This window comes from Nonomuraea soli (genome assembly GCF_013761175.1).
Lineage (GTDB): Bacteria > Actinomycetota > Actinomycetes > Streptosporangiales > Streptosporangiaceae > Nonomuraea > Nonomuraea soli.
On sequence record NZ_JACDUR010000008.1, the window covers coordinates 606,894 to 621,407 of the forward strand.

Consider the following 14,514-nt stretch of genomic DNA (forward strand, 5'->3'; position numbering starts at 1 on the left):
GCTACCTCCGGGCCAGTCTCGGGATGGCGGTGGGCGCCTGCGGTTTGGCGCTGAGCTGCTCGACGCGGGCGGCCATCTGCTCGACGGTGGGCGCCTCGAAGAGCGTGCGCATCGGCAGCTTGACGCCGGTCGCCGCGCGCACCTGGGCGATGAGCTGGACGGCGACCAGCGAGTTGCCGCCCAGGTCGAAGAAGTCGTCGTCGGCGCCGACCCGCGCCACGCCGAGCACCTCGCCCCAGATGCGGGCGATGGTGGCCCCCAGCTCGGTGGAGGGCGCGTTGTACGGGGCGGAGCGCTCGGCGACGGGTCCGGCCGGCTCGGGCGCGGCGGCGGGGGTGCGCTCGCGCTCGGCGATCTCCGCCAGCGCGGTGGCGCTGACCACGACCTGCGGGCCGGGGTCGGCGGCCAGGACCCGCAGGAAGGCGGCGGCGCCGTCGGCGGGCCTGATCCCGGTCCCGGCGGGTTCGGGAGATCGCGCGCCCGCCAGATCGAGCTGCGCCGGGTCCACCCGCCGCAGCGTGAACTCCTCGATCTCGACCAGCACCGCGCCGCTCTCGTCGAACAGCGTCAGGTCGGCCGCGACCACCTCCGCTCCGGTGCTGCGCCGGCGCAGGTGACTGTAGAAACGCGCGGGCAGCGGAGCGTGCACCAGCAGCCGTCCGTAGCCGAGCGGCAGGTAGGTGCCGCCGCGCGCGGAGCCGAACGAGGTGGCCACGTCGAGCAGGGCGGGGTGCAGCACCCACTGCGAGGCCTCCTCGGGGAAGACCGCCTCGACCAGGGCGAGCTCCTCGCCGTCTCCGTGCCACACCTGCTCGGGTTCGCGCCAGTGCGGCCCGAAGGTGATCGCGCTCTGCCCCGTCTGCGGCTCGGCCGGCCGCATGCGCCCGGTCAGGACGGACGGATCGACGCTCGCGGGCCCTGACGGCACCCAGGCGGCCGCGCCGGCGGTGCGGGCCCGGCCGCCGGCCGCCACCTCGAAGCGGCCGCCGGGCGCGATGGCGACGCTCACCTCGGTGCGGTCGGGTACGGCCAGCGGCTCGGCGAAGACCACGTCGCTCAGCTCGATCGCGTGACCGTCGCCCGGGGCGGGCACGCAGACCTCGAAGGCGGCTCTGGCGCACTCCAGCTGGGCGGTTCCCGGCAGCAGCGGAGTGCCGCCGATGCGGTGCTCGTCGAGCACCCAGTGGGTGGCGGCCGACAGCAGCCCCTTGGCCAGCTGCCCGCTCCTGGTCCGGATCATCGGGTGGGCGACGGGCTCGGCCGGCGCGGTGCCCGCGGCCTCGGCCGCCATGCCGACCTCGAGCCAGGCGCCCCAGTTGAGCGACACCACACGCGTGCCGGTGGCCGCGCGGGCGTAGGCGTCCTGGAAGGCGTTGGCGGCGGTGTAGTCGACCTGGCCGACGCCGCCGGTGAGCGCGGTGACCGAGGAGCACAGGGCGATGAAGTCGAGGTCCTGGCCGGCGAAGGCGCGCGCCAGGGCGACGGTGCCGGTGACCTTGGGCGCCAGGACGCGCCTGGACTGGTCCGGGTCGCGCACCTCGATCATGCCGTCGCCTGGCAGGCCCGCGGCGTGGATGATGCCGTCGAGGCCGCCGTAGGCCGCCAGCACCCGGTCGGGCGCCGGGTCGGTGACGTCGGCGGTGACGACGGTGACCTGGCCTCCGGCCTGCTCGATGCGGCGCACGGCCGCGATGGCGCGGGCCGTACGGCTGTCGCCGGGGTGGTCCCACTCCTCGCGTGGGGGCAGGCCCGAGCGGCTCAGCAGGACGAGCCTGGCCCGGTGGCGGGTGCCGAGCTCTTCGGCCAGGGTGATGCCGATGCCGCCGAGGCCGCCGGTGACCAGGTAGCGGCCGCCTTCGCGGACGGCGGCCGCGCCGTCGGGCACGGTGAGGGGTTCGAAGCGGCGCTGCCAGCGGCGCCTGCCGCGCAGGGCGACGGTCTCGCCGTCGGCGGGGCGGTGCAGCTCGGCGAGGACGGCGGATCGCGGGGTCGCCCGGTCGGCGTCGACGTGGGTCACGGTGAGCCCGTCGAGCTCCAGCGGGGCGACGCGGACGATGCCCGCCACGGTGGCGTGCTCGGGGCGGGTCAGGTCGCCGCCCAGGGGGTCCTGGGTGCCCTCGGTCAGGACGTCGAGCCGCAGCCCTTCTGCCGCGCCGCCCAGAGCCTGGAGCAGGAGGAGCAGGCTGAGGAAGCCGCGCTCCTGCGCGCGCTCGACGGCGCCAGGATCGTCACCGGCCGGCTCGCCGTCGAGCGCCCAGGCGTGCACGATCCGGGTGATCCCGCCGAGTGCCGGCGTGCCGTGCTCGTGCGGCCCTCCGGGCGCCGGTGTGTCCTGGTCGTGCGTGCCCTCGCCGAGTGCCGCGACCAGAGCCTCGTAGTCTTCCGCGGCTCCCGGCCGCAGCGTGAAGCCGCCGTCGACCGCCGCGAAGGCGTCGCCGGGGCGCACCACCACGACGGAGCTCCCGGCCAGCCGGGAGGCGCGCTCGCCGTCGGCGAAGAGCACGCAGCCCGACAGCGGCTCGCCGGGCCCGATGGGAGGCAGCTGCCGCCACACGGGAACCTCGAACCAGTCGTCCTTCGTGCGCGGGGCGGCGGGGGCGGCGCTCACCGCCCCGGCGCCCGCCTCGACGAAGTGGCGGGTGCGCTCGTACGGGTATCCGGGCAGCGACACACGCCGCCCCGTCGACGGCGGCGACACGGGAACTCCCGCCACCCACAACCGTGCCGCCGTGCCGTACAGGACGGTGAGGTCGTCGCTCTTCTCGCCCGGTCCTGGAAGGCTCGCCGCGGGCGCGAAGGCCCCGGCGGCGACGGCCTCGCGCAGCTGCATGCGCGCCAGGCTCGACAGCTGCTTGCCGGGACCGCACTCCAGCAGCGCCCACGCGCCCTCGGAGACCAGGGTGCGCACGCACGCCCCGAACAGCACGGGCGAGCGCAGGTGGCGCGCCCAGTACGCCGGGTCGGTGGCCTGCTCGGCGGTGATCCAGTCGCCGGTGACGTTAGACAGGAACGGGATCTCGGGAGCACGCCGGGGCACCGAGGCGACCACGGCGGTGAACTCGCCCAGGATCGGGTCCATCATCGCCGAGTGGAAGGCGTGCGAGGTGCGCAGCGGCGTGCAGCGCAGCCCGGCGGCGCGCAGTCGCACCGCGAGCTCGTCGACGGACTCGGCCGGCCCGGCCACCACGCAGGCGCCGGGGCCGTTGACCGTGGCGACGCGAACGTCGTCGGGCAGCAGCGCCTCCAGCTCCTCCGGGTCGCGCTGCACGGCCAGCATCGAGCCGGGCGGCATCGACTGCATGAGCCGGCCGCGCGCGGTCACCAGACGCAGCGCGTCGGGCAGGGTGAAGACGCCCGCGACGGTGGCGGCGACGTACTCGCCGATGGAGTGGCCGATCATCGCGGCGGGCCGTACGCCCCACTCCTGCCACAGGCACGCCAGGGCGTACTCGATGGTGAATAGCGCGGGCTGGGTCAGCCCGGTCCGGCCGAGGTCCTCGGCCGTCAGCTCGCCGCGCACGTCCACGCCCAGCTCGGGCAGGAGCAGCTCGGCGCAGCGGTCCACGGCGGCGGCGAACACCGGTTCCGCCGCGTACAGGCCGGCGCCCATGCCCGCGTACTGCGCGCCCTGCCCCGAGAACAGGAAGGCCACCGACGGGCCGGTGCTCGTGCCGCTCTGCCAGCGTTTCGCGTCGCCGAGCGCGGCCGGGTCGTCGGCGAGGATCGCGGCCCGGTGCCGGTGGGCCGGGCGGCCCGCGCGCAGCGTGTGCGCCACGTCCGCGAGCCGCAGCCGCGGCTCGCGCGCCACGAAGTCGGCCAGCCTGGCCCTGGCGGCCTCCAGGGCGGCGGGGGTGCGGGCCGACAGCTGGATCAGCTGGGGCCGCGTCTCCTCGGGTACGGCGGGCCGCGACGGGGCCTCCTGCAGCACCAGGTGCGCGTTGGTGCCGCCGATGCCGAACGAGCTGACCGCGGCCCGGCGCGGAGCACCCGTGTCGTCCCACTTGGTGAGGCTGGAGGCGACGTAGAAGGGGCTGGAGTCGAAGTCGATGGCCGGGTTGGGCCGCTCGTAGTTGACGGTGGGCGGGATCAGCCCGTGCTCCATCGCCAGGACCGCCTTGATCAGGCCGACGACGCCCGAGGCCTGGCTCAGGTGGCCGAGGTTCGACTTGACCGAGCCCAGGCCGCACCAGCCGGTCTCGGAGCTGTCGCGGCCGTAGACGGCGCTCAGCGCCGCGACCTCGATCGGGTCGCCCATCGCGGTGCCGGTGCCGTGCGCCTCGACGTAGCCGATCGTGCGCGGGTCGACGTCGGCCATGCCGAGCGCCTGCGCGATCACCTCGGCCTGCCCCTGCAGGGAGGGCGCGGAGAAGCCGACCTTGCTCGCGCCGTCGTTGTTGATGGCGTTGCCCAGGATGACGGCGCGGATGTGGTCGCCGTCCTCCAGCGCGTCCGACAGCCGCTTGAGCGTCACGACGCCGACGCCGTTGCCCCACATGGTGCCGTCGGCTCCGGCGTCGAAGGGACGCACGTGCCCGGAGGCGGAGGTGTAGCCGTCGAGGGCGACGTAGCCGCGGCTGTAGGGCAACTCGACGCACACGCCTCCGGCCAGCGCCATGTCGCACTCGGCGTTGCGCAGCGCCTCGCAGGCCAGGTGGACGGCCACCAGCGAGGTGGAGCAGGCCGTGGTGACGCTGAGGCTGGGTCCGCGCAGGTCGAGCCGGTAGGAGACGGTGGTGGCGATGTAGTCGGGGTTGTTGCCCACCGACAGGCCCAGCAGCCCGGCGCCCGCGACCTTCGGGTTGGTGCGCAGGTTCAGCCACTGGTAGGTGCTGGGCCCCGCGCCGCCGTACACGCCGATCTCGCCGTCGTAGCGTTGCGGGTCGTAGCCGGCGTCGGTGAGAGCGGCGTGCGACTGCTCCAGGAACAATCGCTGCTGCGGGTCGGCCAGCTCGGCCTCGCGCGCGCTCATGCCGAACAGCGGCGCGTCGAAGCCCTCCATGTCGGCCAGCACGTGCACGGCGGGCACGAACGCGGGGTCGTCGAGCTCGGCCTCGCTCACCCCCAGCGCGAGCTGCTCCTCGCGGCTGAAGACGGTCACCGACTCGACGCCGTCGACCAGGTTGCGCCAGAACTGCGCCAGGTCACCGGCTCCGGGAACCCTGGCGCTCATTCCGATGATCGCGATGGGTTCCACGCTGAACTCCGTCACAGCCGGCCTCGCTTCCTGCGTTGGTCGGACCGCTGGCGGCGCGCCTGCGCCCGCTGGTCGGCCCGGTTGAGAAGGGGTGCGCCCGCGTCGCCGTCGAGGTAGCTCGCCAGCGCGCGGACGGTCGTGTGCTGAAAGAGGTCCACCACCGCGGGCCGCCGCCCGGTCCGCGCGGTCAGGCGGTCCTGGACCACGAGCAGGGCCATGGAGGTACCGCCCGCGTCGAAGAAGTTGTCGGCCACGCCGACCGACTCGCGGCCGAGCACCTCGCACCAGATGGCGGCGACGAGCTGCTCGGTCTCGGTGACGGCGGTGCCGCCCCTGGAGGCGGGACGTTCTGGCAGGGCGGGCGAGAGGATCCCGGCCCGCAGCGACTCCAGGCCGTCGGCCCGCAGGCCGGCGACCGGCCGCGACGGCTCGCGTGTGCCCTGCTCCAGCAGCGCGGCGTAGGCCGCGACCAGCGTCTCGATCCTGGAGCGGTCGAACAGGTCGGTGTTGTAGACGCAGTCGACGGCGTGGCCGCCGTCGCGCTCGGCCACGTAGACGGTCAGGTCGAACGGCGAGCCGGGCTGGCCGGCCTCCAGGCTGCCCGCCGCCACCTCCGGCAGGTCCAGGTGCGGCGGGGGGAAGTTGTAGACGTTGAACAGCACCTGCACCAGCGGCGGGCGGCGCGGGTCGCGGGGCAGCGCGAGCGCCTCGACCACCGTCTCCAGCGTGGCGCCCGGGTGGGCCAGCGCCGACAGCAGCTCGTCGGAGGCGGCTTCCACCCGCTCGGCGAAGCTGTCCCCTTCGCCCATGCGCAGCCGCAGCGGGGTGATCTCGACGAAGAAGCCGACCAGGTCCTGGAAGGCTTCGTGGCGCCGGTCGTCGATCGGCGTGCCGATCACCAGGTCGTCGCGGCCCGTGACGCGCCGCAGCAGCTCGCCCAGCCCGGCCAGGAGCACCGCGGGCACGGTGACGCCCAGCTCGCGGGCGCAGGAGGAGACGTCGGCGGCCAGCCGGCGGGTGACCATCGCGCCGCTGTAGGTCTGCGCGGGCGGCCTGGGCCGGTCGCCGGGCAGCTCCAGCACGGTGGCGGCGCCCGCCAGGTGCTCACGCCACCAGGTCAGGTCCGCGGGGCCGCGCCGCCCGTCCCTGGCGGCGCGCCAGGCGGCGTAGTCGGCGAAGGAGGCCGGGGGAGTCTCCAGCGGTCCGTGGCGGTAGGCGCGCGACAGGTCCTCCAGCAGGGGCCGCTGCGACCAGCCGTCGAACACCGCGTGGTGGAAGGTCAGCACGAGCACGTGGTCGTCGTGGTCGCGCCGTACGAGCACAGCACGCCACAGCGGCCCGGTGGCCAGCTCGAAACGGTGCCCCGCCTCGGCCTGGACGATCTCGTCCAGCTCGCCGGTGGTCACCATGAACGGCGCGTCGCCCGGCGGGTCCACCTCGACGTACGGCAGGCCGCCCGTGTCGGGCACCCGCCAGCGCAGCACCTCGTGCCTGGCCGCCACCGCGGCCAGCGCCTTGCCGAGCACCTCCGCGTCCAGCGGTCCGCGCAGGTGCTCGACGATCTGGATGTTGTAGGCCGAGCTGTCGGGGGCGAGCTTGTCGAGGAACCACAACCTGCGCTGGGCCGGGGTCAGCGCGGGTGCGCTGCCGTGCGGCAGCGGTTCGGCCCGCCCGAGCGCCCGCACGACGCCGGCCAGGGTCCGCTCCGCGTAGACGTCCTCGACGGCGACGGACCTGTCCAGCTCCGACCTGATCGCCGCGACGAGCGCCATGACGCTGATGGAGTCGCCGCCGCGGGCGAAGAAGTCGTCGTCCAGGCCGGCGGTGGCGGTGCCCAGGACCCGCTGCCAGATGGCGGCGACACGCCGTTCGAGATCGCTCTCTGGCGCCCGGAGCGCCCGTTCCTCACGCAGCGCGGCGGTGTCGACCTTTCCCGAAGCCAGCAGGGGCAGCTCGGGCAGGAGCACCACCCTGGAGGGCAGCATGGCGCCGGTCAGCCGCTGGGCGCAGTGCTCCAGCACCTCCTCGGCGGTCGCGGTGGCCGGGGTGCAGAAGGCGACCAGCCTGCCCTCGACCAGTTCGACGACGGCGTGGGCGAGCTGGGGATGGGCCCGCAGCACGGTCTCCACCTCGCCGATCTCCACCCGCTGGCCGCGGATCTTGACCTGCCGGTCGGCGCGGCCGAGGAACAGCAGCTCCCCGTCGTCCTGCAGAACCACCAGGTCGCCCGTGCGATACAGCCGCGCCCCAGGCTCGCCCCACGGGTCGGGCACGAACCGCTCCGCCGTCAGGGCGGGCCGTCCGAGGTAGCCCCTGGCCAGCCCGGGGCCGCCGATGAGCAGCTCGCCCGGCTGCCCTGGCGGCACCGGGCGCAGGTCGTCGTCGACGACGTGCAGGTGATGGCCGCCGAAGGCACGCCCGAACGGCAGGGGACGCGTCCAGCTTCCGCCGGTCTCGAACGCGGCCACGCACACCGTTGCCTCGGTCGGGCCGTAGGCGTTCAGGAACCGCCTGCCGCCCGCCGACCAGCGTTCGACCTGCTCGGGGCCGGGGGCCTCGGCTCCGGTCATCATCACCCGCATCGACGGCAGTCCGTCGGGGTCGAGCAGCGGCAGCAGCGGCACGGGCAGGGTGGCGAAGGTGACCTCGTGGGCGGCGGCGAAACGCTGCGTCCTGGCGGCGTCCCTGCGGTCGTGCTCGCCGACCAGCATGAGGGTGCCGCCGGCCGCCAGCGTCACCATGAGCTCGGAGACCGAGACGTCGAACAGCAGGCTGGTGAAGCCGAGCGTCCTGGTGTCGTGGCCGGCGCCGACCAGGGCGCCGCAGTTCTCGGCGAAGGCCGACATGGCGGCGTGGCTGATCATCACGCCCTTGGGGCGCCCGGTGGAACCCGAGGTGTGCAGGACGTAGGCCAGGTGGCCGGGGCCCGCCGGGCAGCCGGAGGACATCGGTGAGCCAGGGACGTCGCCGACGCGGACCAGGTGCTCGGCCGTCACCGATCCCGCGGTCTCGTCGTCGACGACGATGACGTCCAGCCCGGCGTCGGCGACGATCTCGGCCCGGCGCGCGGGCGGCCCGTCGGGGTCGAGCGGCACGAAGGCCCCGCCCGCCAGCAGCACGCCGAGCAGGCCCGTCACCATCGACGGTGTGCGCCGCAGGCACACGCCCACCAGCCGGTCGGGTCCGACGCCGAGCTCGCCCAGCCTTCCGGCCAGCGCTCGCATCCCGGCCGCCAGCTCGCCGTAGGTGACCACCTGCTCCCACTGGCGTACGGCCGGCGCGTCCGGGCGCCGCGCGGCGTGCTCCAGCACCAGATCGGGAAGCGATCTCATGACTGTGCCCCCAGAGGGTCGGTGGTGTGCAGGCGGAGTTCGGTGAAGTAGTGGCGCCCCTGCGCGTCGGTCAGCCACGCCTGCTCGGGGCCGGGCAGCATCTCGGTGACCACCAGGCGGGTGCCGGGGTCGCCCGCCCTGCGCACCATGGCGCACAGCAGCGCCGCGTAGACGGGGCTGCCCAGGTCCACGTAGGTCGGCTTGATCTCGGTGGCGAGCTTGACGTACACCCGCTCGGGCAGCCCCAGCGCGCGCCTCCAGGCCCGCACCGCCAGGTAGGCCTCCCGCTCCGAGCGCACCCCGGCCAGCCCCGACTCTCCCGCGGTGGTGCGCCAGGTCTCGCGTCCCACCACCAGCCGGTCGATGGTCAGGCGCGGGGTGTGGCCGCGCGCGGCGGTGAGCTTGAAGCCGTCGACCGCGTGCATCGACACCAGGCCGGCGAACATCTCCAGCAGCGGCCTGCGCCGGCCGTCGGGCCAGCGGGCGACCAGCTCGCCCTCCTCCTCGGCGACCAGCACCGCGGCGGCCGGCAGCAGCCGGTCGGGGTCGGCGCCTGGCGCCGCCGCCCAGCCGAGCTGCCGGTCGGTCGGGCCGTCGAGGTCGCCCGCCATGCGGCCGGTGTGGCGCGGCCACTCCTCCGGAGCCAGCGGGCGCACCCGGTCGGGCCCCAGGTCGGTGGCCATGGCCCGGCGCAGCGCCTCGGGATCGTGGTGGGCCCGGGTGAACACGGCGCAGTCGAAGGTGGGCCAGGCGGCGTGCAGCTCGCCGAGCACGACCAAGAAGTCGCCGTTGTTGATGGCTTCGGCGCTCTCGGCGCAGATCTGCAGGTCGGGGCTGTGCAGGCGGGCCGTCGACCAGCCGGGACGCGCCGCGGGGAAGGCCCTCGCGATCGCCTCGGACAGGCCCGCGGCGGTGAAGCGCAGTTCCCGGCCCGAGACGTCGCCGGCCAGGCCGAACACCTCCGACCAGCGGGCGGCGAACTCGGCCGCCACGGTGTCCACGGGACGCGGCCCGGTGCCGAACAGCGCGCCCTGCGCCAGGAACCACAGGTCGGCCAGGCGCACCTGCTCGTCCCCGTTGCGCAGTTCCTCATACAGCTCACGCAGCGCCGCGCCGTAGGCCGAGGCCAGCTCGGCGCTCAGCCAGCGGGCGGCGCGCAGCAGCAGCGCCAGCGGCTCGGCCAGGACGTCGAGGACGGGGCCGCCGAAGGAGACGTCCACGTCGCGGGTGGTGTCCTCGTAGACCAGGCCGCGCCCGGCGTAGGTCTGCCCGGCCTTGCGCTGCGGCGGCAGCCCGGTGACGTCGGAGAACTCGGCGTCGAGGGCGTCGAGCGCCTCGCGCAGCTCGTGCGGGTCTCCCGCGGCGTGCGCCACCCGGTCGCGGGCCGCGCACAACCGCTCCAGCCCGTCGAGTGCCTGCCGGTGCCCGGCGGAGTCGCCGTGCGTGAGAAGGGCGCGCAGCCGCACCTCGCAGTCGGGTTCCTGCGGCAGCTCTCCCCACGACAGCAGGCCGCGCTCGTGCAGGCGTTCCAGCAGCACCATCGCGTCGGCCGGGGTGCGGATGCCCGCCTGGCCCGCCGCCTCGGCGGCCACCTTCTCCGCGCTGCGCCGCCCGTCGCACAGGGCCAGCGTGGCCGCCTCGGGCGCCGACAGCTGGAGCGGCGGGTGGGCGGGCCGGTGCAGCAGCCGCTCCTCGAGCCACAGGTGGGGCTGGAGCGCGACCGGCAGCGTGGGCCGCACGGCGGGATCGGCGGCGACGCGCGCGGCATAGGCGCGGATCGCCCAGTCCTCGAAGCCCACCCGGCGCTCGCGCAGCAGGCCGGGTCCGGGCGCCAGGGTGATCGCCGGGGCGTCGGGGTCGATCCTGGTCCAGGCGACGGGGCCGAAGAAGCCGATGGTCTCGTTCTTGGCGCAGTAGCGCTGCCAGTACTTGGCCAGCATCAGCTCGCGCGAGCGGCGGCGGTGGTTGCGCGGCCCCGGCGTGGCCAGGCCGTCGAGCGAGGGGAGCATCGTGCGGTTCTGCCAGGTCAGAGCCTCGCGCAGGAGCGGATCGGCGGCCAGCTCCGTGGCCTGGGCGGCGCAGACCTCGACCGCGGCGTCGAAGGCCGCCTCGAAGTGCTCGCGTAACCCGTCGCCCGCCAGGAACGCGTCGGCCGCGCGGGCGGCCTCGGGCGCGGTGAACAGCTCCAGCCCCTCGGCGGGGAAGCCGGTGCTGCGCAGGATCGCCTCTCGCCACACCGACCAGCCGGTGTCGCCCAGCGGCGTCAGGTGCGGCCGCTCCAGCAGGTCGGCGGCGACCGCGGTGAGGATCCGTTCCATGGACCCGTGCAGGAAGAAGTGCCCGCCCGGCTCCACGTGCAGGCGGAACCCGGCGCCGGTGTGCGTCGCCCAGTGGCCCATCACCTCGGTGACCGGGTCGTCGGCGCCGCCGAAGGCGGTGATCGGCACCGGCAGCGGCTCCTCGGCCGTGAACCGGTGGTCGTGGAGCCAGAGGAAATCGGCGCGCAGCGTCGGCAGCACCACAGCCAGCAGCTCGGGGGAGTCGAGCACCTCCTGCGGCATGCCGCCCAGCTCGGTCAGTCCCGCCAGCAGGTCCTCGTCGGAGGCGTGCGCCAGCCCGTCGAGGGGCTCCACCAGGTCGGGCGGGCGGCATCCGCCCAGGTAGAACCGCTCGGGCAGACGCGCCTGCCGCCGCCGCAGCTCCCTGATCAGCTCGAACCCGACGCGCCCGCCCATCGAATGCCCGTACAGGGCGTACGGACGGTCGGCGCGGGCGACGATCCGCTCCGCCAGCTCGCCCACGTCCAGGGCGGCGGGCTCGGAGTAGCGGTGCTCGCGGCCAGGCGGCACCACGGCGACGACCTCAAGGCCCGGGTCGGCGGCGGCCGCCCAGCCGCGGAAGGCCCCCGCGCCCGCCCCCGCGTACGGTAGGCAGAACAGCAGTGCCCGGGCCTGCGGCCTGGGCTGGGCGACGGTGAACCAGCGGCTCACGACCCCACCTCGATCCAGTAACGCTCGCGTTGGAAGGGGTAACCGGGTAGCGGTATACGCCGCGCACCCGTTTCTGCCGGAGCGACATCGCCCTCGCCGGCCCGCCACGCCGTGGCCCGCGCCCGCAGCTCGGCCGGAGCGTCGCCGGGCAGGGCGTCCAGACCCGCCAGAAGGGCGCGCAGTCCCGCCACCGCCTCGGGCACGTCGCGGCAGAGCACCACCGCGCGCTCCTCGAAGGCACGCCGGCCCGCCAGCGTGTGCTCCACGTCGTCCAGGCGGCACGGAACGGCTTCCAGGAAGTCCGCCAGCGCTGTCAGGGCGTCGTCGAGCGCGGAGCGCGTGCGCGCCGACACCGGCAGCAGGCGCCATCCGCCGCTCTCGGGGGCGCGCTCGGGCTCGTCGAAATGCTCGACGATGACGTGGGCGTTCGTGCCGCCGAGCCCGAACGAGCTGACCCCTGCCCGCCGTACGTGCAGGTCGTGGTTCTTGACCGGCACGAAGAACGGCGAGGTGTCGAAGTCGATCTCCGGATTGGGCCGGGAGAAGTGCAGGTTGGCCGGAACGACGCCGTGCCGTACGGCCAGCACCGCCTTGACCAGCCCGGCCACGCCGGAGGCCGCGTCGAGGTTGCCCACGTTGGTCTTGACCGAGCCCACGGCGATCGAGCCCGGAGGCAGACCGGCGCCGAAGGCGCGTGACAGCGCTGCCATCTCGATGGCGTCGCCCGTGGTGGTGCCGCTGCCGTGCGCCTCGACGTAGCCGATGTCGGCGGGTGCCAGCTCGGCCCCGGCCAGCGCCTCGGCCACGACCATCGCCTGGCCGGAGAGCCCGGGGGCGGCGAAGCCCGCGCGGGCGGCGCCGTCGTTGGCCACGGCCCAGCCGCGCAGGACCGCGTAGACGTGGTCGCCGTCCTGCAGCGCGTCGTCGAGGCGCTTGAGCGCCAGCACCGCGACGCCGCTGCCGTAGGCCGCGCCCTTGCCGTCGGCGTCGAAGGCGCGGCAGCGCCCGTCGGGCGAGACCAGGCCGCCCGGCGTGTGGCGGAAGCGCGGCTCGGTGACGCTCACCCCGCCCGCCAGGGCCACGTCGCAGCGGAAGTCGAGCAGGTTCTGCGCCGCGATGCACACCGCCACCAGCGAGCTGGAGCAGGCGGTCTGCACGGCCATGGCCGGCCCGGTCAGGCCCAGCCGGTAGGCGGCCTGGGCGGTCAGGTAGTCGGCGGCCCACCCGGCGGGGTGGTTCCAGTCGCCGTCGAACTGCCTGAACAGGAAGTACCTGTTCGGCGAGGCTCCGGCGAAGACGCCGACCAGGCCGTCGAAGGACTCCGGGTCGCATCCGGAGTCCTCCAGCGCCAGCCAGGCCTGCTCCAGGAAGAGCCGCTGCTGCGGGTCCATGCGCAGCGCCTCCTCGCCGGGGACGCCGAAGAAGCCCGCGTCGAACCCGGCCACCCCGTCGAGCCTGCCTCCGGCAGGCACCGAGCTGCCGGGCTCGATGCCCAGCTCGTGCAGCTCGTCAGCGGTGTAGTCGTGGACGGTGTCGGCCCCGTCGAGCAGGTTGCGCCAGAAGGCATGCACGTCTTGCGCGCCGGGGAATCGGCCCGCCATCCCCACGACGGCGACAGACAGCTCGCTCACGGCCGCAGGACCGCCTCGGCGACGTCCTCGACCGACGCGACCGGGGTGGTCGCCTCCTGCTCCAGCAGCGTGTAGTCGGCGACGCCGTAGGAGCCGGAGCCGTGCACGACGATGTCGCGGCCCTCCTCGACCAGGCCGCGGTCCACCGCGTTCAACACGCCGGTCATCGCCATGACCAGCGACCACTCGCGCAGCGTGCGCAGGTCGGCGGGCAGGGCGCAGCCGGTGGGGGCCAGCAGCTCGCGCAGCCGAGGGTAACGCTCGACGCACTCGGCCAGCGAGACCACGATGCCGTCGCCGCCGAAGCGGGCGATCAGGTCGTTCATGGCCGGGGAGGTGGCGGGCCTGTGGGTGTAGAAGGTCGGGTCGAGCACCTCGTGCGGGTCGTAGGTGACCTGCGGGAAGCGCGGGTCGGCCGACTGGGCGTACAGGCCGCGGCCGTCGGGCTGGAAGGCGGGCAGGTGCGAGCGGTCGAAGGAGTCGTGGCGCAGGCTGAGCACCATGTCGGGCGTGCCGAGGTGTTGCACCAGCAGCGTGGCGGGACGCGTGTCGGGCGAGGCCAGGCCGTCGTCCTCCAGAACGGCACGCCCCCGGTGGTAGCCGAGCATGCCGAAGGCGCTGGAGACGGCGTGGGCGTGCAGCCGGGGCGTGGCGCCGATCGGGTCGGCCTCGTGCTCGAAGAAGGCGCGGGCGGTGTCGGCCACCAGGTAGTTGGCCAGATCCAGGGAGTACCACAGGCGCCCGTCCACCTCGCCGCCGTGCTTGTCGGCGAACGCGCGGCCGATCGCCTTGACGTCCTCGGGCTCCTCGCCGGTGTAGAGCAGCAGCGGGTTGAGCGCGCGCAGCCCCGGGTCGGTTGACAGGCGGCTGGAGCGCAGCTTGGCCGCGCACGAGGCCGGGGCCAGGATCACCACGCGCAGCTGGTCGGGCTCGACCAGGCCGGTCTCGATCGCGCGCAGGACGGCGTCGCGCAGGGCGGTGCCCTTGTTGGCCGAGGTGGGGGAGAAGATCGTGACCGGCTCGCCGTACCGCCTGATGTACTCCACCGCCCGCGCCACGATCAGCAGCGAGGCGAAGGTCTTGGTGGTGCCGGTGCCCGGGTTGCGGGTCAGGTCGAGCAGGGTCAGCGCGTGCCCGCCGTACTGGCCCATGGGCTGCCAGGCGGCGGTGGCCACCGACAGGAACTCCCGCATCGGGCCGTCGAGCTCCGGCAGCAGGAAACCTGGTGAGAAGGCGGCGCCTTCGCGCACGGGCGAGGGGTCGTCGACGCACGCGGCGATGGAACGCGGCAGCCTGTCGTAGAAGTCGACGAGCAGGTTGGCGTGCCGGGTGGCGGGGGTGAGGACGGACTGGGTCATGCTGGCGGA

Annotated in this window: 5 protein-coding genes; all 5 read right to left on the reverse strand. The window is 74.8% G+C overall.

Translation table 11 applies throughout. The features are described from left to right. Nucleotide 1: 1 nt before the first annotated feature. The 5 genes from HNR30_RS39020 to HNR30_RS39040 are packed head-to-tail and all read right to left on the reverse strand — an operon-like array spanning nt 2 to nt 14,505. Nucleotides 2-5,194, reverse strand: coding sequence for a type I polyketide synthase (locus tag HNR30_RS39020; RefSeq protein WP_312894964.1), 5,193 nt, complete (start codon nt 5,192-5,194; stop codon nt 2-4). An 11-nt stretch (nt 5,195-5,205) separates the two neighbouring features. Next, a complete protein-coding gene (locus tag HNR30_RS39025) occupies nt 5,206-8,526 on the reverse strand; it encodes a non-ribosomal peptide synthetase (protein ID WP_181615145.1) in 3,321 nt (1,106 codons plus the stop codon). Then, nucleotides 8,523-11,516, reverse strand: coding sequence for a thioesterase domain-containing protein (locus HNR30_RS39030; protein ID WP_181615146.1), 2,994 nt, complete (start codon nt 11,514-11,516; stop codon nt 8,523-8,525). The genes HNR30_RS39025 and HNR30_RS39030 overlap by 4 nt, the downstream gene beginning before the upstream one ends. Then, nucleotides 11,513-13,147 (reverse strand): beta-ketoacyl synthase N-terminal-like domain-containing protein, encoded by a 1,635-nt coding sequence (locus HNR30_RS39035; RefSeq protein ID WP_181615147.1) that lies wholly within the window; start codon nt 13,145-13,147, stop codon nt 11,513-11,515. Before HNR30_RS39035 ends, HNR30_RS39030 begins: the two co-directional genes overlap by 4 nt. Further along, the gene (locus HNR30_RS39040) at nt 13,144-14,505 is read right to left on the reverse strand and encodes a DUF6002 family protein (protein ID WP_181615148.1); all 1,362 of its coding nucleotides are present in this window, start codon (nt 14,503-14,505) and stop codon (nt 13,144-13,146) included. The genes HNR30_RS39035 and HNR30_RS39040 overlap by 4 nt, the downstream gene beginning before the upstream one ends. Nucleotides 14,506-14,514 lie beyond the last annotated feature (9 nt).